Consider the following 20,799-nt stretch of genomic DNA (forward strand, 5'->3'; position numbering starts at 1 on the left):
CTGTGGTCTGTAATTAAACAAAACACCAACGATGAGTGGAGGTAGTGTTACAGACGTAAAAAGCCCTTTGAAGTTTGTCGAGGCAAACCTTACAGTTTAACTGAGTGGCTGAAGAAGCCCTTACAATCATGTGCAATTACGCATTTCTCATAAACCTGCCCAAAATCAAACACCTTTGAAACCTGTTCATCCGGCACGGGCCAGAAAACTCTAGGAGGGGTATAAGTAGGGCTTTGTAGCCTAATGTCCAAAAAAGTCAAGTAAATCGCCTACTAGAGGTTAACCCTAAATGACAATTACTCAATTACTCAATTACTCAATTACTCAATTTGGTCAGCTTTCAAATATTGTTAATTGGTTTCTGGTAAGCTCTAAAATAGCTTCTCATAACACTAACCTGTAATGTAAACCCTCTTAACCCGTTTTTAACGGGTTTTAGCTATTAGCCTTGGGTTTCTAACCCAAGGCCAGGGTAAATCTAACTGTAACTTAAAGCCTCTTAACCCGTTTTTAACGGGTTTTAGCTATTACTTGGGTTTCTAACCCAAGGCCAAGGTAGATTATACCACATAACTCGGTTGGATATAGGGTTTAATTTCTGCTTGAAGATGGGGGAATTCATAGAGTAAACTCTCATCAGCAATTTGCATATCTCGAAAGTCAAAACCAGGGGACACAGACTCACCGAGTAACCCATATTCTCCCTCCTCTAAAATCGCTGTTTTCCAACACCCCCCTTTTACCACTAATTGTAACACCTCTCCAGCCGCTAAATTAGACCCCAATTTTTGTTTCTCTAAACGTCCATTGGGATGAAGAATTAAATAGGTAATTGACCAACCAGTATGAAAATAATGGACAATATCCGACTTATTTTTATGAAAATAGTCAATAGGACTATCATCGGTTAATAGGTAAAATATAGAGGTGAGAACCGAACGTTTTTCCCCGTCTCGTTGCGTTCTCATCTCTTGCAGACTCCGATGGGTTTCTGCAAAGTAACCCCCTTCAATATGCTGGGTTAAATTTAATTTTTGGATAATCTCTGTTTTGTTCATAGGGTGTTTTTGGGTGATTCTCTATCTGTTGATCTGGATTGTTATCTATAGCGTTTTTATTTGAGTTGTCAACTGATTTGTTTAGAAAAAAAATAGAGAACTCCGGAACTGGAAAGGGTCAGTCATACAGGAATTTTGGGTGTTAGGGTAAAACCTCATTGGGTTTTGCATCTCAGCGCGAAAATGCTATAGTCCTTGACTATTTTTTATATCATAAAATCTCTCAGCAGTTATAAAAATTGAGGAAAAAGAAAAACTGGAAAACACTAAGCCTAGAAAAGCTCTATTTTTCTATTTTGAAAAAACAATTGACAAATAGCACGAAATGTGTATTAGTAATAAAAAATCTCCCCAAGTTGGGGAGATGAAAAGATAATGGAAAAGGACAAGAAAAGTATGATGATGGGCGAGAATTAGCGCAAATATGCGTCTAATGCTTCTCCCACTAACTGAGTCATAGACTTATTCTGTTCTTTCGCAGTGGTTTTGAGACGTTCATAGACATCATCGTGAACCCCTACCCGATAGCGAATTTTGCGGCCTTTGCGGACGGCCTCTTGGGGGGTATAAGTAGAGGCAAATTCTTGTAAGGCATCAAACCCCACGCGATCGCAGAATACCCCAAAACTTTCCCCCATTTGCCGATATTGCTTAAAATAAACCAAAATCGGCTCAAGAAACTTCTCAATTTCTTCTTCCGGGAGTCGTTCTACAATAGGACGGGCTAACTGAGTTTGATCAGGACTTCCCCCTAACCAAACTTGATACTTCCCAGGCGCACTGCCCACAAAGCCTAATTCTGCCATATAAGGCCGCGCACAACCATTGGGGCATCCGGTCATCCGAATGACAAAATGCTCGTCTTCCATGCCTAATTTCTTCAATAATGCCTCAATCCGTTCTACAATCCCCGGTAATGCCCGTTCCGACTCCGTAATGGCTAACCCACAAGTGGGTAACGCCGGACAAGCCATAGAATAGCGAGTAAGCGGGTTAATTTGATTGGGGTCTGTTTGTATCCCATTTTCGGCCAAAATATTATTAATCGCCGCTTTGTGGCTGGGGTCAATTTCGTAGAGGATAATATTGTGGTTGGGGGTGAGACGCATGGGAACTTGGAACTGTTCCACCACCTCCCGCAGGGCAGTTTTGAGGCGGAATTTCCCCTCATCTTTCACCCGGCCATTTTCTACGGAAACGCCTAAAAATAGCTTACCGTCCCCTTGTTCATGCCAGCCGAGATAATCCTCATATTTCCACGGGGGTAGGGGTTGGAAGGGTTCGAGGGGTTTGCCGAAATATTCCACCAGTTTGGCTTTAAATTTCTCTACTCCCCAGTCGTAGATTAAATATTTCATGCGGGCGTGACGACGTTGCACGCGATCGCCATAATCCCGTTGCGTTGCTACAATAGCCTTGAGCAGGTCATAGACATCTTCCTTGGCCACATAACAAATTTCATCGGCCATCCGCGCAAAGGTTTCCTCTTTATTATGGGTGCGTCCCATACCCCCTCCGGCATAGACATTAAACCCTTGCAGTTCCTCATTTTCATCCGTAATGACCACTAAACTCACATCTTGAGTATAAAGATCAACAGAATTATCCCCCGGTACAGTCACACTGCACTTAAACTTCCGAGGCATATAATGAACCCCATAGATGGGTTCTTCTTGATCATGGAATACCGTCCCATTGCCATTACGCTGTCTTGCGGCCTTCACCTCTGGGTTTTCTTCCCCACTAATGGCCTTTTCTCCATCAAGCCAAATTTCATAATAGGCTCCCGTTTGCGGGGTAAGGAGGTCTGCAATATAATCCGCATATTCCCAAGCCAGTTGATAGGGTTTACGGTTTTTGTAGGGGGCCGGTGGGGCCATCACATTACGGTTTAAGTCACCACACGCGCCCAAGGTTGACCCCATATTCCGTACAATATCACTGATAGTGGCTTTTAAGTTTTTCTTGAGAATGCCGTGGAGTTGATAGCCTTGGCGAGTGGTGACGCGCAAGGTATTATTCCCGTAGTTGGAGGATAAACGGTCAAGGGTGAGATATAAGGAGGGCGGAATATAACCTCCGGGGTTTCGGGTGCGGAGCATCATCTGATAATCTTTGCCCTGTCCCTTCACCCGGTTGTCTCGGTTGTCCTGTTGATAGGACCCGTGGAACTTGAGAATTTGTACCGCATCACCACTAAAGTGGTCTGTATCTTCGAGGAGTTCACTGGCCAGAGGTTCGCGGAGATAGTTACTCCGTTCTTTAATGCCTTCGAGTTTGGAGAGTTTTTTGTTTGGGTTGGCGGTCGTTTGAACCATAAGATTTTGCTGTCTCGTGCGTTGGCGTAATGTCCCTGTTGTTCAATCCCGGGTTATTATGTCCGGTAAATCGGTCGGGATTGCGGTCTTTTGACTGGAGTTCCCATTATAACAGGGTTAGGGGAAGCGCGATCGCACTTTTAATTAAAAAACATTAAATCTTGGTCAAGAGCAAAGAAGATGGCAAGATGAAAAGTAAATTTTTAGGAGTTCAAATCCTATGGTAGATGCCATCGTCATTGGGAGTGGAGTAGGTGGACTCACCGCAGGCGCATTACTCGCCCGCTACGGCAAAAAAGTGTTAATTGTAGAAAGCCACAGCATCCCCGGCGGAGCAGTCCATAGCTTTGACTTTCGAGGCTTTCATTTTGACTCCGGCGCATCCTTTTATTGTGGAATCGGTCCCCATAGCCACAGTTTAAACCCCCTCAAATTAGTCCTAGACCGTTTAGGAGAATCCCTGAAAACCGTCCCCTACGACCCCTTGGGATATTATCATTTCCCCGAAGGGACAATGCCCATTCATTGTAATTTAGAACAATATCAGCAAGCCGTAGCCCAGTTTACCCCCCAAGGCGCAAAAGAATTAAAAACCTTCACCCACCGTCTATTATCCCTCTATACAGCCTTAAAAGATATGCCCATAACAGAACTACGGTCTGATTGGCAAATGCTCCCCATATTCCTACAACAGTATTGGGCAAAATTAGGGCAAATTCTAGCCCAACTCCCCTTAATACAATCTTCAGTAGGAGATATCGTAGAGAAAACCATTCAAGACCCCTGGGTGAAACGATTAATTGACATAGAATGCTTCTTATTATCCGGCCTAAACGCCAACGGAACAATCGCCCCAGAAGTCGCCTTCATGTTAGGGGAACGGTCTCGAACGCCAGTAGAATATCCTGTAGGGGGGAGTGGGGCCATCGCCCAAGCCCTCATCCGAGGCTTACAACGGTGGGGAGGAGAACTACGGTTATGCTCCCCCGTCGAGAAAATCTTAGTCGAGTCTGGCCAAGTCAAAGGCGTTCGTCTGCGACACGGAGAAACCCTTAACGCCCCCATCATCATCTCCAACGCCACCCTCTGGGATACCTACAGCAAACTCCTCAACCCCCAAGACTTACCCCAACGCTACAAAACCCAACAGCTAAAAACCCCAACCGTAGAAAGTTTTATGCACCTCCACTTAGGCATTGATGGAACAGGGTTAGAAAACCTAGCCGGCCATCATGTCGTCCTCCTAGACGGAGAGCAGGACATCACCAAACCCGGAAACACTTGTATGATCTCCATCCCCTCCGTCTGGGATAAAACCCTCGCACCTCATGGTTATCATACCGTTCACGCCTACACCCTAGAACCCTATCAAGGATGGCAACGAGATGCCCGCTATCAAGCCAAAAAGAAAGCCAGAGTGCGCCCCCTATATCAAGCCCTCGAAAAAATCATCCCCGACATTCGTCAACGCATCAAAATCGAACTCATCGGCACCCCCCTCACCCACGAACGCTTCCTCCACCGCTACCAAGGCACTTACGGTGCAGCCATTCCCGCCAACCAAGGAATGTTCCCCAATTGTTTCACCCCCATCTCCGGCCTCTATCGAGTCGGAGACAGCACCCTACCCGGCATTGGAGTCCCCGCCGTAGCCGCCTCCGGCCTCCTCTGCGCCAACACCCTAGTTCCCCCCCAACAAGTCCGCCGTTCTTTAGAGCAGTAAACTGTTACCAGTAAACCATTACCAGCCAGTAGGGTGCGAAGCGCGACAGCGTAACGCACCAAAAACTTCACAACGAGAGCGAATATTTGGGAGACCCATTCCCCATTACAGGCTCATAATAAGCCCTTTAGAGCTTACAAAACTCCAACAGAGTTGGGATTTTTCCCATTAATAAGCCCTTTAGAGCTTAAAAATCTCCAACAGAGTTGGGATTTTTGCCATTATTCGGTATCGTACAAAAAAAAGCCTGAGCGTACTCAACAGAGAGCCGTAACGCTCAAAAAATTGCCGTATATCTCACCTGAGTTGTATTATTATCATTTCTCTAGGAGTCCCAATCTAGATTGAGACCTGCTTATCTCACCCAAAGAAGACTTCCCCCAAGACTTCCTATCCCACTATCCCTGTAAAGCGATAGAATTGCGTATATTTAGGCAAATTGTCAAATTAAATCGAGTAAACCAGAATTGTCCATCAGTCCGACGGTAAGCGAGATTCATCCCCAAAAGTGTTGAATTGAAATCCCGTCACGACTTGAGAAGTAAAGCAAACATTACCAGTAACACACCATGAAATCCGATCTCGTTATCCTTTACCACCGAGAACCCTACGACGAAGTAGTCGAAAATGGGGTAACTCGTTATCTACCAAAAAAAAGTCCCAACGGCATTGTCCCCACCCTAAAAAGTTTCTTTGAAACCTCTGAAAGTGGGACTTGGATCGCTTGGAAACAAGTAAACCAGAAACAAAAAGCCAACTTTGAAAAGAAAGTCAGCATCGAAGGGGAAGCAAAATACGACGTTTGCCGTATTCCCCTCAGTGCCGACCAAGTGAAGCACTTCTACCACATTACCTCCAAAGAAGCCTTCTGGCCCATTCTCCACTCCTTCCCCTATCATTTCACCTACGAAAGTTCCGACTGGGCCAACTTTCAAGAAATTAACCGGATGTTTGCAGAAACGGCCTGCGAAGAAGCCGCCGATGATGCGTTAATCTGGGTTCACGACTACAACCTGTGGTTAGTCCCCTATTACATCCGTCAACAAAAACCCAATGCGCGGATTGCCTTCTTCCACCATACCCCCTTCCCCAGTGTAGATATTTTCAATATTTTGCCTTGGCGAGAAGCCATTGTTGATAGTTTACTTTGTTGTGATGTAGTTGGTTTCCATATCCCTCGCTACTCCGAAAACTTCGTCAATGTGGCCCGCAGTTTACGGGAAGTGGAAGTCGTAGAAAAATCCGACGTTCCCGAACATATTACCCCCGTTGGGACAGCCTTGGCCGAACCAGAAGTCATCAGCAAACTCCGGTATAAAGGCCAACTGGTGAGAATTGACGCTTTCCCTGTTGGCACAAACCCTCAACACATCCTCAACACCGTCGAAAAAGAGGAAACCCAGCAGCATATCACCAAAGTCAAAGAGGAATTAGAAGGCCGCAAATTAATTATTGCAGCAGGACGGGTGGATTATGTGAAAGGGAATCAGGAAAAATTAGAAGCCTATGGGCGACTATTAGAACGTCGTCCGGAGTTACACGGAAAAGTCTCTTTTCTTATGACTTGTGTGAGTCCTGCGCCAGGAATGCGGGTGTATAAAAACGCCCAAAATAAAATTGAACAATTGGCGGGTAAAATTAACGGCAAGTTTGCCAAATTTGGCTGGACTCCCATTCTGTTATTTACCCAACCGTTACCGTTTCATGAGCTAATTGGGTTATATAAAGCCGCCGATATTTGCTGGACAACACCTTTACGAGATGGGTTAAATTTAGTAGCCAAAGAGTACATTGTCGCCCACGGAGGCAAAGATGGGGTGTTAGTCCTCTCTGAGTTTGTTGGGGCAGCAGTAGAACTTCCTGAAGCTATTTTAACCAATCCTTACTCCATTGACCGCATGAATGAGGCCATTGATAAAGCCTTGGCCATGTCACCGGAAGACCAACAAAAGACCATGGAAACGATGTATCAAACCGTGACCAAATATGATGTGAAATATTGGGCGGATCACTTGTTTGAGTTATTCCAAGAAATCAAAGAGGAAACAGGAAAAGCAAAAGAACCTGTTGCCACTTAATTCTTGATTCATTCGGGGAAGAATTCCCGGATTTTGCGAATCTTGCCCCCCAAAGTTATGATTTGGGGGGATTGTATTTGGGGGGTGTGTTATGTATGACAATGTGTGCAAATTTCTCGCTCAACAGTTCGCCCAAGACTTCGCCAGTTGGCTCATTGGTGAACCCATCCCCCTCACGGAACTCAAACCCTCAGAACTCCTCTTAGAACCCATTCGGGCTGATTCTTTGATGCTGCAACAATCGGCCAAGAGGAGCGATTACAAGCCAATTTAACGGCTTCTACTTCCCTGTTGGCTGGGTTAGTATTGGAGAAGGATTTCATTCATCGTGTTTTACGGAGGGATGTGATGCGAGAATCTGTAATTTTTGAACAGGAAGCGAAAGAGAAAGGCCGGATTGAAGGTTTTGCTGCAGGCCGAGTTGAAGGAATCCAAGAAGTGGCGCAAAGATTGTTAAACATGGGAATGACAGTTGAGCAAGTCGCTCAAGGAACAGGGTTATCGGTTGAACAAGTCGAAGCGTTGCGGGACGGATAGTGGTTGTATGGATCATTGAACCTGTTGCAGGATTGAATGGGAGTTTCTCAAAATTGCCATTAGCATAAGGTATAGAGGGCAGAACTTCAGGAACTCTACTGAGTTCGGGCCTGTTGAAGTCATTATCAATAATTATGCGAGACTTTCAAACGATCCAAAATGAAACCTACGATCTCATTATTATTGGTGGGGGGGTTAATGGTGCAGCAGTGGCACGGGATGCTGCATTGCGAGGTCTCAAACCCATTCTGATTGAAAAACAAGATTTTGCTGGAGGTACGTCGAGTTGGTCCACTCGACTGGTTCACGGGGGTTTACGGTATTTAGAATATTTTGAGTTCCCCTTGGTGCGGGAGTCGTTGCGAGAACGGGAGGTGTTGTTACGAACAGCACCTCATTTAGTGAAACCGTTGTTGCTGACTGTGCCTGTGTATGGTGGTCGATCGCGCCCTTATTGGAAAATTTGGGCTGGGATGATCCTTTATGATATCTTCAGCTACGATAAGACTGTTCCCTTGCACCGGATGCTCCCCAGACAGAACTTTGAGCAGTTATTCCGATCTTTGGATAAGGAAAACCTCAAGGGAGGGGCGCAATATTACGATGGACAGGCCGAATATGCGGAACGGTTGTGTCTCGAAACTATCCTGGATGCTCAGGATGCTGGGGCGACGGTGTTAAACTATGTGGAGGTGACGGGGTTGGAGCGAGAGCGCGATCGCATTACCCAAGTCCAATGCCAAGATCAATTAACCGGGGAAACCTTCACCGTTTCCGGCCACGAAAAAACCTTTATTATCAACACCTCTGGCCCTTGGGTGGATCATATTTGTCAACGGGGGAAAGATGCAGAGGAACAAGAAAAAGCTCCCATTGGCAAAACCCGCAAAATTGGCGGTACGAAAGGCAGTCATATTATTGTTGATCGATTCCCCGGTACACCGGAAACGGCCCTCTATGTGGAAGCGAAAACCGATGGTCGTCCTTTCTTTATCGTCCCCTTCCTCGGTAAAGTCTTAATCGGCACAACTGATCTCCCCTACGATGGCAGTTTAGACACCATTAAAGCGGATGATGCAGAAATTGATTATCTCTTAGCAGAAACCAATCTCATCATTACCACAGCCCACCTAACACGGGATGATGTCCAGTTTACTTACTCCGGAGTGCGGCCATTGCCTTATGCAGAAGGCAAGAAACCGGGCGAACTCACCCGGAAGCATATTCTCTATCATCATCGTAAGGAAGGAGTAAATAATCTGCTCTCCCTCATTGGAGGGAAACTTACCACTTTCCGCCATGTCGGGGAAGAAATTGTGGACTGGGTGTATCAAAAACGACGGGAAAAAATCCCCCATTGTCCCACTCTCCAACGTCCTTTACCAGGATGTATTCTGCAAACCGATAAACGCATTGATCAGGCCATCCATGACTATCGTCATTTAGTCTCTGTTCCTACTATTCAGCATCTCTTTAAACTGTATGGGTCGAAAGGCATTGAGGTGTTAAAACTGGTGGATGAGTCCCCAGAGTTAGCGGAAGCGATTTCGCCTCGTCTCCCGGATATTAAAGCACAAATTGTCTATGCCATTCGCTCGGAGATGGCCCATACTTTCTTAGATATTACTCGTCGTCGGACGACTATTGCTATGCAGGATCATTATGGGTTGGATGCGGTCCCCATCATGGTGGAGGTGGCCCAGAAATTCTGTGGATGGAGTGCCGAAAAATGCGATCGCGCGGTGGTCGAATATCATCACTATATGAGTAACAACTGCATTCCTGACTATGCTTTAGAAACCCAAGAAGAAGCGGTCATGCAGGAAGTTTAATCATTTCCCTCGCAGATGTGCTGTATAACCCACATCTCTAGGTCTTGAGTCGGGGAGCAATTTCAATATAAAATTCTGTTCCCTGACCTACTTTCGACCGACAAGATAATTCTCCCTTGTGTCGCTCTACAATCACAGCATAACTTACCGAGAGTCCTAACCCAGTCCCTTTTCCAATGGGTTTTGTCGTGAAAAAGGGGGTAAACAGATGCTCTTGCACATTATCGGGAATCCCTGGCCCATTATCGGCTATAGTAATGCCAATATTGCCCGATGGGGTTTGCTCTGTGCGAATGCAAATTTCTGGGGTGGGGTTGTCTTCTGTAACCCCATCTAACGCATCAATGGCATTACTTAAAATATTCATAAAGACCTGATTTAATTGTCCCGCATAACATTCCACTTTCGGCAACTTACTATAGTCTTTTTGAATATGAATAGCAGGACGCTGAGATTGAGCATTTAAACGACTTTGTAAAATTAATAAGGTACTCTCAATCCCTTCATGTAAATCTACTTCTTTTAAGGTCGCTTCATCTAAACGAGAAAACAGCCGTAAAGATTGTACAATTTCTTGAATGCGCGTTGCACCTATCTCGATAGAATTGATTGCTTTTGGGGTATCTTCTACAAGAAATTCTAGGTCAATACTTTCAATAAAATCTTGAATTTCTAAATGACAATGGGGGTGATGTTTTTGGTATAAATTAAGTAATTTTAACAGGTCATCAAAATAAGCCTGAGCGTGCTTTATATTCCCGTAAACAAAACTAATAGGATTATTAATTTCATGGGCAATTCCGGCAACTAATTGCCCTAATGCGGACATCTTTTCCGCTTGAATAAGTCGCGTTTGCGCTTTTTTCAGCTTTTGAATAGTTTCTGCTAAATGACAGGCTTGTTCCTTTAATTGTTCTTCGGATTCCTTTAATGCTTGAGTTGCTAATAAATGAATTTGAGAATGGGCAAATAATAACTCATGAACACTCAAAATTGCATAATCTTCATTATCAATAGCGACCACAATGGGTTCATAAGCGCGTTCAATCGGTCGCTTTAAACTTTCCTGAACGGCGGCCACAATTGTGGTATTTTGAGAGAGTTGCAACACCTCCGTTCCATGATAATCATAAAAGTGAGACAAAGACCGTTTTGAAAATAATTCTAGACTATAGGGGCGACTCATTTTTTCAAAAAAACGGGGTCGAGAAATCATCCCCACATAGTTTTTATTTTGATATAAAATAAGACCAGGTAGGCTGGAATTTTCCTCAAACAAACGACTAGCGGTTTCTCCCTGACTGTTAATGTCGAGAGAAGCACGGTACAGGGTTAATTCTGCTAAAGTAGAATTAAGATGTAGGGTGTGAACTGGATAGGTGGAATAAACAAAGTCCCCCATTGTACTTGTTTCAGGTTGACGTTGGTTGAGAGGAAGAACAAGGGTTAAATTCTCTCGTCCTTCTTTTTTAAGACTCTCTTTTGTAAGACGGGTTTCAGGGGATTGAATGTTGGAATTGGAGGAAGTGCCACTCATTGTTTTTCCCTTTATGAGAGAATAGCGAACGAATTACAGGGTTGGTCTGTTTTCCAACCATTTTGCGGAATATCCGGACAATATACGCCAGAGCTTTACTAAAGTTTTACAATAGTTCTCTGTAGTTTTTCGGATAATTGGCAAAATTTTTCAGGCCACTTTCTTCTAAAAGTAGCTGGGATTGGGAATACAGAGGTTGACTCCCAGTTTACGGAAGGGGGAATGATTCGATTGTGATCGAAATCGGAAGTCCAGACTGTTTGCGATCGCACAATTCTGGCCCCTCTCAAAAGAAAAACAGAAGTCCGAAGACTCCTGTAGTCGGATTTATGCAGAGATTGGCAAAAAATTAGGCACTTTGCCACATTTGTTTCACTTGGCCGGGGAGAAATTGCGCGATCGCATTAACCCGTTCCTGAGATAATTCTTCCTTAGTAGCCGAAAAAACCGCCTTAATGACTCGTTCTCCCGTAGTCCCCTTGGGAACACCCCCCTCTTGGTTAATACGGAAAATAAACGTATCATCATCAAAATGCAAGGGAGACCGTAACCGACTCAACCAACCCACCAGAGGGTTTGTATCCTGCCACAGTTGCGCCACATCGTATTGTAAGGCTTTTTCCTCCGTCGGTTGAACCGTTGCATCATCTAACTCATCGGCCACCCGGTCCACTTCATCCGTGGGAATCAAGTCACGCATAGTACGATAGACAATCACCGCTAAATCTCGCGCATCGTAGAGATCGCTCAATTCCCCTTTTAATTGTATCTTCTCCAAGAAAGACAAGTTCTGAGTAGCCGCAGCCGGAACCGCCGGTCCTTCTTCAATAATCTGTGGGGGTTTAGACTCCATTTGCGACCACATTTCCTTCCCCTTCTCCGTCAGAGTTGCTTTCTTAAAACGGATCAAATGAGGAAGCGGCCCATCCGCGGCCCCTAACGTATTGGCCACCCGCAGATCAACTTCTTCCATATTCACGAGATCGGGAACATCCTCCTGTGTCGCGTAGGCATTCCCCGTAAACTCCGCTTCAATATACCCTTCTTGGTTCAGATAATCCAGATGACCTAAAAAATTAGCCGGAGTAATGGGAATTCCCGTGAAGTCCGTGGCCTCAAAATCAACGGACTGTTGGCCTGTCTCGTTACTTTGGCCAATCTTCCGCAATAAAACATATACAATATCGTCTCTTATGGTAATAGTCATATAGATTTGTCATTCATTATTTATCAACACAAAATAATCTTAACCGTCCTCCCTTCGGTCTCACATCCACTGATTGAGGAATTTTGTCCTCCGTCTTTCGATAGAAATGTAATTTGGCCAGAAACCAAGAGACAGACTTCTCACATCTGACAATTCCTTTCTCTCCCGACTCCCCCATCAAGCTCACCCAGTTGTCAGCAAACCGCCTACAATAGGCTAGATTAGGCATTATTTGACGTGAAATATGGCTACCGTAACTTCTTCAGCATCATTAGTGAACCGCGATCGTCTCCTGCAAAGTATTGAAAAACTGGCCGAAATTGGCCGTCTTCCTCAAGGAGGAGTCCGTCGTCTCGCTTATTCCCCCGAAGATATTGCCGCCCGCCAAACCGTGCAACAATGGATGCAAGAGGCCGGAATGACCGTCCGCATAGACACCGCAGGGAATATAATTGGCCGCTACGAAGGAAACTCCCCCCATCTCCCAGTCTTAGCCACCGGGTCCCATCTAGATACCGTCCCCAACGGAGGACGCTATGATGGAGCATTAGGAGTCCTTGCAGGAATAGAAGTTGTGCGAGTCCTCCAAGAAAGTAACACTCGTCTTCAACATCCCTTGGAAGTCATCATCTTTACCGATGAAGAAGGGAGTGTTTTAGGATCAAAAGCCATTACCGGGAATATTATCAATGACTCGGCCTATTATTGTCGGCCCGATGGCGAGGACATTCAAAGCTGTTTACAACGCATTGGGGGAGACTGGTATCATCTTCATGAAGCGCGTCGCAGTTCACAAGATATCGCTGCATTTCTCGAACTGCACGTTGAACAGGGGCCCATTTTAGATTCTATGGGGAAAGACATTGGCGTGGTGGAGGGGATTGTGGGACAACAACGGTTTATGATTACCATTGAGGGGAGTGTTAACCATGCCGGAACAACCCCCATGTATCTGCGACAGGACGCACTGGTGGCAGCATCTCAGGTCGTGTTAGCGGTTCATGAAGTGGGGAATACTCCAGGGCAACAAGTGGCAACCGTGGGGCAATTGCAAGTGTATCCCAATGCGGTGAATGTTGTACCGGGGAAGGTGGAGATGAGTTTGGATATTCGAGACTTATCTAGTCTGCATATTGAGCGTTTATTACAGCAATTGGAGGTACAGTTGCAGGAAATTCAAGAGAAGACGCAAACCCAGATTAGCTTAACTTCTCGGTTGCAAATTGCTCCGGCGTTGGCCAATGATATTATTCAAAGCGCGATCGCAGCCACCTGTGAACAGTTACAATTCAGTTATACCCACCTCCCCAGTCGGGCCAGTCACGATGCCCAAGAAATGGCCAACATCACCGATATGGGCATGATTTTTGTCCCCTCCGAGTCTGGAGTCTCCCATTCCGAAAGTGAATACACCTCCCCCGAAGACTGCGCCAAAGGCACAACCGTACTGCTCCACAGTTTGTTAAAGTTAGACCAATATTATCTCCATCGAGAATACACCTAAAATCCAGTAGTAAGCTCCCTTTATGTTGAAGATTTTGAGGCTTTTCATTCTATTTTTTCCATCTCTATAGCAATCCTAAATAGATGGTGTCAAAAACTTGGTAGTAAAAAGCAACAGGGAACGGGGAACAGGGAATAGGGATAGGGCTTGTAGAGTTTTTTATTACTTTTTGATTTATTATAAATCATTTATTTTTGCTATATAACTCTTGCTTAAAGTCTGTTAAAACTCCATAAATTAACCAAATGCCTAAGGCGCGTAAATAATGACTCGCTCGAAATGTCCCTACTGCCGTAATTGCTTCCGGGGTGCGGAATTGTAGGCCATTCTCGTAAATTTGCTTCACTACTGCTTCCGTAACTTTCATAGCCTCCTCTTGCATCCCCATCAAGATCATATAGGCTGCTAACCCGAAATTAATCCCTGTCCAAACTTCTAATTGGTGCGTGTCGTCGGGGTTTTCGGGACTACCATCGGGTCTAACACCGTTGGCCAGACCAAATTTGCCGTTATGGAATTTTAAGAAACAAGAATCATAAATTTTCCGTAAGGTGATTTTGGCCTTTTCTCGGTCGATGACATCGGGAAGCCCCAGAAGTTGGGTGTAAAATTGACCACAGAGTTGGTCGGCCATGACCACATCAGACCCACTCTCGGTGTCTAAATTAAAATACTCCCCATTCCACAGGGTTTTCTCATACACAGACCGCGCTTGGTGTAACCAGTCCTGATAGGTTTGTATCACGTTTTCAATACAAGCGGGATAATTCTCTGGCTCTAACTCAGGCCGGGGGGCGGGATGGTCTTTTAATATCTTACCAATAGCGATCGCAGCCTCTAACGCCGCAATCCATAACCCCCCACAATAGGTACTCATCCCCCGCAACTGCCAATCATCAAAAGTTTGATCCGGGGCCCCGGAATTCTCTGGAATGCCATCCCCATCTAAATCAAATCCCTTTAAATAGGCTAAGGTAACAGGAATCGCCCCCCAACATTCCCACAAAAAGTCCGTATCGGTGGCCCCAGTGAGTAAATAATCTCGATACACCTGCAAGACAAAATCCGAGGGCAAATCTTTCCACTGGTTACAATCTTGATAACTGGTGTAATTGGTCTGTTGCCAAGGATGCTCATTCGGGGCCCCTAAGTCATGGGGGGTTGCTCCCTTGGCCTTACGGATGGCTTGGGCTTGGTTATAGCCGATAATGCGGGGGGTGTCGTTGCTGGTGGGGATAGCTCTGGCAAAGGCTTCTAAAACCGCTTTATCTAAGCGAGGGAACAGCATGAGGGTGGCAAAAGAGCCATATAAGCGCACGTCAAGGCTTTCATACCAGCGATAATCCATACATTCTAAAATACCAAACTGCCCCACCGGGTCTGTTTCCTTGGCTGCAGTCCAGAGAGTCCCCCCGTCGGTTAAGAGATACAACTCGTTAAACAAGGCCATCTTCAACCAGTCGGGTAAGTCCTCCTGTTTCAGGATGGAATTTTGCCAATGTTCGACTTTTTCTTTCCACACATCCCCATGTTTGAGAGCAGTGCGCACGACAGTCCAAGCATTTTTCCCGGTGCGGGCAAAAAAGTCACTGTGGCGACGAAAATAATTAACACCTTGGGCAAATTCCGTAACGGGGAAGTCCCAAGCGAGGATGAAGGGAATTTTTTTGGTTCTGCCTGGCCGCACAGTAAACCGCACGGTAAAGGCGGAGGCGATTTGTTCGCCAGGTTCTGCGGCGGTTTCGTTTTCTTGGTCGGGTAATGTACCATTATGGGCGAAATAGTCCCAGATTTCGCCGCCGTCGCCTTCGGGATTCCAACGCCCCATATAATAGGCTTCTAGGGCAGGGTTGGTAATACTGGCGATCGCTAGCTGTCCATCTCCTTCTTGCACGTCATCATACAGACGCACCCGGTTAAACAAACACCCCACCCGAAAAAAGTCTTTAATCCACTGGTTATAACAGCCTGTGCTATCTTTCCATTTGGGGCGATATTCGTATTCGGGACTGCCATCATCCCGCACCGTGACTTGGGGCTTTTTCAAGGTATTGGTAAACCAGCCCACCATATTTTGCCACGACAGCATAATACTCAGGGTGATGGGTTTATCGGTGGGGTTATGCACGGTCCATTCAAATATTCCCACCGGATAACTGGACTCCTGATAGTTTCCTCCCCACAGGGGTGAAAACTGTTCACAAATAATTTCGCTTTGAAAAACGCCCTCGTATTTAAACCAACTGCGGGGATACAAGGCATGATAAGTCCCTTTTCCCTGGGGATACCATTGCCAGCGCGAGAGCGTGCCATCCTCTGGGGGCTCAGTACACAGGGCGTAGGCTTGCGCGTCTTCTCCGTCCGGTTGTTCAAAAATGCTAAATTGACAAGCGGGCAGGGATTGAAAAATATGTTCTCCCCCGTCTAAATGCCAGAGATTGAAGTCTCCTCGGTGAGAACGGCCAATGCACCCCGCCCCCAGTCCACCTAATGGCATTCCATGCCAGGGTCCATCATCTAGATTACTGGCATAACGCACCGTATAAGGCTTTTCCCAACCGAGGCCGATGGGACGTTGCCAAGCACAGTCAGGAATTTGGGGACGGGGAATTTGAAACTGCATTTCCTCGCTGATTTAAGTATTGGGGCTACTGTCTTTCAGTCTAGTATATTTCCTGTCCGTCCGTTCTCTAAAACGTACTCAAACTTGATCGTTTGATGTGACGACGGCATCCACAAAAACCCCTAGAAAAAGTCTAGGTGGCTTGAGGAGAGACAGGAGGACAATTGATAATTTTTGATTATCCCTTGTCCATTTTCCATTGTCTATTGTCCATTACGACAGATTGTTCAAGCCCAATTCCTCATGAGCGATCTGATGATGAGGAAGATTCACTGGTTTGTTTGTCGTCCTGATTTTGATCGTTGTTATTACTATTGTTGGACGAAAAACGCCGATTTTGGTAGGAGGAGCGAGAGGTTCTCTTACGGAACTGCCGGGCGTAGGCTTTATTGCGTGAGGCTTTCTCTTTTTTGAGATTGCGACGTTTGGACATGAGATTCTCCCGTTTGACACAACAAAACGCTTTCGGGGTGTACCTTGAGGGTTTATGAATTCCCCAAAAGCGCGATCGCCATTCTAACTGACGAATACTTTGACGTTCTCACATTTCGAGCAATTTCGATAGATTATATAATGTGAGATTCCTGCTTGACTGACCATGCTTAACATCTAAAAGGGGAACTTGTCCCATTTCTCTCCCCAACAAAAATCTGAGTTGTTGACTCAATTTCAATCAAGTTTGAGGGCGAGCATTTAGACCCCAGAGGCATATCTCTCCAGGCTTGATTTTAGGCTGTTCCTGTGCGCCCCACAGTACAGTTAGACAGTACAAAAAAAGCGTTGGTTTTCAGTTTAATTACAAACCACAGAGCCAAGTGCTGGCGTTTACACTTAGGCGTGATGACTCTCTGAAGGTAGCCTACCTTTTTCTAGGATTTATAGCCCAAGTCTGCCTCCTCGTCCCTTTCTAGGTCAACAAAAATCGAACAATACCAATCGAACGATACCAATCGAACAATACCAATCGAACGATACCAATCGAACAATACCAATCGAACAATACCAATCGAACAATACCAATCAATGTCTAGCTTTCAACGAGCGGTCTTGGTTTTCAGGTCTAGAAGGCCAACTCCAACCCAAATCTGGGTTGCTTCACCACCGCTCCTTTAATAGCCCATTTCATATCAGGTCGCCCACCTTGGGAATTCCAACCACCACAACAATCATAGCTCGAAATTCAATACAACAAAATTCAAGCTCAATCGTCTCTCCCGCACCAGCATCCCACCCTGTTGCTAGGGAGAATGCTAGTACAGAACAGCTATAAAATGCTAGAAACGATTGTTTTTACGGCCTCGATTCCCATTGGTATTGTTAAAAGACTTTTTTTCACGAGGTCTTGCTTGGTTGACTCGCAGTTCACGACCCATCCATTCTGCCCCATCTAACTCAGATATGGCTGTGGCTTCTTCGGTTTCTGAATCCATTTCCACGAAGGCAAAACCCCGCATCCGACCTGTTTCGCGGTCTGTCGGAACGTGAACTCGTTTGACTGTTCCGTAATCGGCAAAGACTTCAGTAATATCGTCTTGAGTAACCGAATAGGACAGGTTTCCTATGTAAATCGACATTGCTAGGATGATCTCCTCGATAAGCGCAAGTAATGTTTCTTGGTGTGACGTACCCCCTGCCCCTTCATTCCATCAATGGAATGTGACGCTAGGGAGTTTGAAAGAAGGTAACGGGATGGGTTGAAACCGTCTCGACCCTTCTTCTTGCTTCGTTGACTCTGAACGCGACTACTAGGAATCTTTGTCTAGGAATCTTTGTCAGACCGTCTCTGCAAGCGTTTTGTTTACCGTCCAAGATGCGCCCCACCTCAGACCCGATTGTGGAGAGTCAAGAGTTCGGAGAACAAACCTGTCAATACCGAAACAACAGTCAATACTGAAAGCAATGATGATCTACCGATTCTTTATCCTCAATGGCTATATGGTAACACTCCTTGACCCATACTGCGTGATTTTTCTCAAGGACTCCCCCAAGGAAATCCTTGGATTTTTGTGAATGCTTTTTCTTTAACACAAAAAATGTCTTGTGTAAAGAGCATTAACTCTTAACACCAGATAACTAGGCAGCCGCTACGGATTAAAATCCCGTGGATTCCCATCGAAGCAACTCAATGGATTAAAATTACCTTCTTTTAGAACTGATAGTTGGCGGCTGATCGCTGAATGCTTACCAACCAAAAACCAAAAAGGTGAAGAAACCCCATAGATTCCTCCACCCTTGGATTAAGGCTCAAAAGAAGGTGACAAAAACTGCCCCCTCAGTCATTCCTTAACTTAGAAATTCATTTCAGCCGCTTGGACTCGTTCGATTTGTTTCTTCTTGAGAACTAAGAAGACCTGAGTAAAGGCCACTGCGGCTAAGAAGACCATTAACCAACCAATGCGCACGGGGTCTTGTAAGACAATTTCTGTGTCTTCTTGACCAAAACCACCTACGTTGGGGTCTTCGGTGAGAGCGTCTCCGGCTGCAATTTCTTCCCCTTCGGAAACCATTAAACTTGGACCGGCGGGAATGGTTTCTTCAACGGTTTTCTCGTCTCCTTTGGCAATGGTGATAGTGTAACCGCCCGCTTCGTTTTTACTGATTTGTTGGATTGTTCCACCAGTAGAGGCTTTCACTTGCCGATTATTACTATTGTTTCCCGCAGGATACACTTGGCCGCGGCCACGGTTTGCCCCTAAATAGATAGGATATTTCCCGAAGTGCAGGTTACGGTCTTCTTTGGGATTGGGGGATAAGACCGGGAAGGTAATTTCCTGATACTGTTCTCCAGGTAAGGGTCCGACTAAAACCACATTTTCCATGTCTTCCCGATAGGGTTGGAAATAAACGCCGCCCACTTTTTCCTGCATTTCTTCAGGAATGCGATCTGCTGGGGCAATTTTAAAGCCTTCGGGTAACATTAAGACGGCCCCAACGTTTAAACCGCCTTTTGAACCGTCTCCTAATACTTGTTGTTTATCCAAGTCGTAGGGAATTTTGACCACTGCTTCAAAGACGGTATCCGGAGTGATAGATTGGGGGATTTCGACTTCGGCGGGCTTTTCCGCTAAGTGGCAGTTGGCACAAACAATGCGCCCTGTGGCTTCACGGGGCGTTTCTGGTGCGGTTTCTTGAGCCCAGAAGGGGTAGGCGGCGGCGGTTTGGGTATAGGCGAAGCCATTGGCTAAGAGAATGGCTGCCGTTGCTAAAAAGACCAGTGCTGCTTTTGTCAGCCATTGGCGACCCGATCGCAGCAAAACGGAAATTAAAGACTGTGTTCTCATCTCAATTCTAAACGGTACTAAATTAACTCAATTGGTCTATTTCTGCTCTGGGGGTTTAAGTCCACCAAGGTTCTTTGTCGGTGCGGAAGTCGGTTTCTTTCCAAGGGGTAAAGACAATGTTGCCATCGTTACTGGTTTGGGTGTGAACTAAGGCAAGGGAACGAGGGGCTGGCCCGCGCACCACTTTGCCGTTTTCGTTGTACTGAGACCCGTGACAAGGACAAACAAATTTGTTGTCGCTTTCTTTCCAAGGCACAACACATCCCAAGTGGGTGCAAATGGCGTTTAACCCAAAGCCAGATAATTCTCCATTGTCTTTGACGATGACGTAGGTGGGATCGCCTTTAATCCCTTGACTGAGAACGCGATCGCCAGCTTTATGATTGTCTCGAAAGTCACTCGCTGCAATGGGTTTACCCAGTTTATCCTTAGCTGTCACCCCACTGCCAGACTCCCCACTCGACGGGGGAATAAAGTATTTGACGACGGGATACAGCGCACCCAAGGCAACCCCTGTGGCTGTCCCAAAGGTCAGCAAGTTCATAAATTGACGACGACCCATATTGGGTGCATCTGAGGAGGCTGGAATTTGTGTCATAACCGAATACTAGAGTTTATACTTTTGTTAAGAAGTTGCAGGATTTTCTCAGAATTGCTCAAAATTCTGCTAGGCAAAGACCATCAGCGCAGGAGTATTGCGTTGTGGTGGTGTTTGACAGTCCCCGCAAATTACGCGACAGAAATAGCTTGGTTCAAATCTCCTTTAACTTGAAGGTCTTAGGTTCTCCAAGTTGAGAGGGGATTTTTCCCAAGGGTTAGGGTCTCATTTTGTCCGGGTCACTGTCCACTAGGCAGAGCGTTTTGGCTTAGAACCTTAAAAAAGGTTTACATCCCTGCCTTAAATTATTACAGAAAATTACCATTTACTGGGGGTTTATGAGAAGGAATAACTATATTAACTTCAATGACCCCCACCTACTTCGTGAGGTGAGGGAGTGGGGAGAGATAACCTTCCCGTAGCTGCGAATAGCTCTCCAGGGGTATTGCGGATTAACACTACTGGTCGTTTCTCTAGACCGGATTAGCTGTAAGGGGGCGGAA

General features: G+C 45.7%; 15 protein-coding genes. 6 read left to right on the forward strand and 9 right to left on the reverse strand.

Features of this window, described 5'->3' with window-relative positions:
* Positions 1–560: 560 nt before the first annotated feature.
* Positions 561–1,058 (reverse strand): cupin domain-containing protein, encoded by a 498-nt coding sequence (locus PN462_RS11875; RefSeq protein WP_272128451.1) that lies wholly within the window; start codon positions 1,056–1,058, stop codon positions 561–563.
* Positions 1,059–1,471: 413 nt separating this feature from the next.
* The gene (sir, locus tag PN462_RS11880; protein WP_272128453.1) at positions 1,472–3,376 is read right to left on the reverse strand and encodes a sulfite reductase, ferredoxin dependent; all 1,905 of its coding nucleotides are present in this window, start codon (positions 3,374–3,376) and stop codon (positions 1,472–1,474) included.
* 220 nt (positions 3,377–3,596) lie between these two features.
* Between sir and PN462_RS11885 the strand changes: the two genes are divergently transcribed.
* The 5 genes from PN462_RS11885 to glpD all read left to right on the forward strand — a co-directional run bounded on the left by PN462_RS11885 (position 3,597) and on the right by glpD (position 9,546).
* Entirely contained in the window at positions 3,597–5,099 is a 1,503-nt protein-coding gene (locus tag PN462_RS11885) for a phytoene desaturase family protein (RefSeq protein WP_272128454.1), read from the forward strand.
* A gap of 569 nt (positions 5,100–5,668) precedes the next feature.
* Positions 5,669–7,177: a glucosylglycerol-phosphate synthase gene (gene ggpS, locus PN462_RS11890; RefSeq protein WP_272128455.1), complete on the forward strand. Its 1,509-nt coding sequence runs from the start codon at positions 5,669–5,671 to the stop codon at positions 7,175–7,177.
* Between the two features lie 91 nt (positions 7,178–7,268).
* The gene (locus PN462_RS11895) at positions 7,269–7,451 is read left to right on the forward strand and encodes a hypothetical protein (RefSeq protein WP_272128456.1); all 183 of its coding nucleotides are present in this window, start codon (positions 7,269–7,271) and stop codon (positions 7,449–7,451) included.
* Positions 7,452–7,525: 74 nt separating this feature from the next.
* Positions 7,526–7,714 (forward strand): hypothetical protein, encoded by a 189-nt coding sequence (locus PN462_RS11900; protein ID WP_272128457.1) that lies wholly within the window; start codon positions 7,526–7,528, stop codon positions 7,712–7,714.
* A 134-nt stretch (positions 7,715–7,848) separates the two neighbouring features.
* Positions 7,849–9,546 (forward strand): glycerol-3-phosphate dehydrogenase, encoded by a 1,698-nt coding sequence (gene glpD, locus PN462_RS11905; RefSeq protein WP_272128458.1) that lies wholly within the window; start codon positions 7,849–7,851, stop codon positions 9,544–9,546.
* 37 nt (positions 9,547–9,583) lie between these two features.
* On the opposite strand, the gene PN462_RS11910 is transcribed toward glpD, so the two are convergent.
* Positions 9,584–11,083, reverse strand: coding sequence for an ATP-binding protein (locus tag PN462_RS11910; RefSeq protein WP_272128460.1), 1,500 nt, complete (start codon positions 11,081–11,083; stop codon positions 9,584–9,586).
* A gap of 349 nt (positions 11,084–11,432) precedes the next feature.
* Positions 11,433–12,290 (reverse strand): DUF2267 domain-containing protein, encoded by an 858-nt coding sequence (locus tag PN462_RS11915; protein ID WP_272128461.1) that lies wholly within the window; start codon positions 12,288–12,290, stop codon positions 11,433–11,435.
* A gap of 244 nt (positions 12,291–12,534) precedes the next feature.
* On the opposite strand from PN462_RS11915, the gene PN462_RS11920 reads away from it, so the two are divergent.
* Positions 12,535–13,794: a Zn-dependent hydrolase gene (locus PN462_RS11920; protein WP_272128462.1), complete on the forward strand. Its 1,260-nt coding sequence runs from the start codon at positions 12,535–12,537 to the stop codon at positions 13,792–13,794.
* A 184-nt stretch (positions 13,795–13,978) separates the two neighbouring features.
* Here the strand turns inward: PN462_RS11920 and PN462_RS11925 are convergent, their stop codons facing one another.
* From PN462_RS11925 to petC, 5 genes are all read right to left on the reverse strand, one after another.
* Positions 13,979–16,417: a GH116 family glycosyl hydrolase gene (locus PN462_RS11925; protein WP_272128463.1), complete on the reverse strand. Its 2,439-nt coding sequence runs from the start codon at positions 16,415–16,417 to the stop codon at positions 13,979–13,981.
* 241 nt (positions 16,418–16,658) lie between these two features.
* Entirely contained in the window at positions 16,659–16,850 is a 192-nt protein-coding gene (locus PN462_RS23535) for a hypothetical protein (RefSeq protein WP_443029151.1), read from the reverse strand.
* A gap of 841 nt (positions 16,851–17,691) precedes the next feature.
* Positions 17,692–17,991 carry an RNA recognition motif domain-containing protein gene (locus PN462_RS11930; protein WP_272128464.1) on the reverse strand — a complete coding sequence of 100 codons (300 nt, stop codon included), beginning with the start codon at positions 17,989–17,991 and terminating at the stop codon, positions 17,692–17,694.
* Between the two features lie 714 nt (positions 17,992–18,705).
* The gene (gene petA / locus PN462_RS11935) at positions 18,706–19,698 is read right to left on the reverse strand and encodes a cytochrome f (protein WP_272128465.1); all 993 of its coding nucleotides are present in this window, start codon (positions 19,696–19,698) and stop codon (positions 18,706–18,708) included.
* A 55-nt stretch (positions 19,699–19,753) separates the two neighbouring features.
* The gene (petC, locus tag PN462_RS11940) at positions 19,754–20,296 is read right to left on the reverse strand and encodes a cytochrome b6-f complex iron-sulfur subunit (protein WP_272128466.1); all 543 of its coding nucleotides are present in this window, start codon (positions 20,294–20,296) and stop codon (positions 19,754–19,756) included.
* Between the last annotated feature and the right edge of the window lie 503 nt (positions 20,297–20,799).

Origin of the sequence: Spirulina sp. CS-785/01, from assembly GCF_028330525.1 — a bacterium.
GTDB lineage: Bacteria > Cyanobacteriota > Cyanobacteriia > Cyanobacteriales > Spirulinaceae > JAQMSD01.

Bases quoted from the DNA above. Each gene is read 5' to 3' on its own strand.
- ggpS (WP_272128455.1), top strand. From the start codon at position 5,669: ATGAAATCCGATCTCGTTATCCTTTACCACCGAGAACCCTACGACGAA.
- petC (WP_272128466.1), bottom strand. From the start codon at position 20,296: ATGACACAAATTCCAGCCTCCTCAGATGCACCCAATATGGGTCGTCGT.
- PN462_RS23535 (WP_443029151.1), bottom strand. From the start codon at position 16,850: ATGTCCAAACGTCGCAATCTCAAAAAAGAGAAAGCCTCACGCAATAAA.
- petA (WP_272128465.1), bottom strand. From the start codon at position 19,698: ATGAGAACACAGTCTTTAATTTCCGTTTTGCTGCGATCGGGTCGCCAA.
- PN462_RS11915 (WP_272128461.1), bottom strand. From the start codon at position 12,290: ATGACTATTACCATAAGAGACGATATTGTATATGTTTTATTGCGGAAG.
- PN462_RS11875 (WP_272128451.1), bottom strand. From the start codon at position 1,058: ATGAACAAAACAGAGATTATCCAAAAATTAAATTTAACCCAGCATATT.
- glpD (WP_272128458.1), top strand. From the start codon at position 7,849: ATGCGAGACTTTCAAACGATCCAAAATGAAACCTACGATCTCATTATT.
- PN462_RS11920 (WP_272128462.1), top strand. From the start codon at position 12,535: ATGGCTACCGTAACTTCTTCAGCATCATTAGTGAACCGCGATCGTCTC.
- PN462_RS11910 (WP_272128460.1), bottom strand. From the start codon at position 11,083: ATGAGTGGCACTTCCTCCAATTCCAACATTCAATCCCCTGAAACCCGT.
- PN462_RS11900 (WP_272128457.1), top strand. From the start codon at position 7,526: ATGCGAGAATCTGTAATTTTTGAACAGGAAGCGAAAGAGAAAGGCCGG.
- PN462_RS11930 (WP_272128464.1), bottom strand. From the start codon at position 17,991: ATGTCGATTTACATAGGAAACCTGTCCTATTCGGTTACTCAAGACGAT.
- PN462_RS11895 (WP_272128456.1), top strand. From the start codon at position 7,269: ATGTATGACAATGTGTGCAAATTTCTCGCTCAACAGTTCGCCCAAGAC.
- sir (WP_272128453.1), bottom strand. From the start codon at position 3,376: ATGGTTCAAACGACCGCCAACCCAAACAAAAAACTCTCCAAACTCGAA.
- PN462_RS11925 (WP_272128463.1), bottom strand. From the start codon at position 16,417: ATGCAGTTTCAAATTCCCCGTCCCCAAATTCCTGACTGTGCTTGGCAA.
- PN462_RS11885 (WP_272128454.1), top strand. From the start codon at position 3,597: ATGGTAGATGCCATCGTCATTGGGAGTGGAGTAGGTGGACTCACCGCA.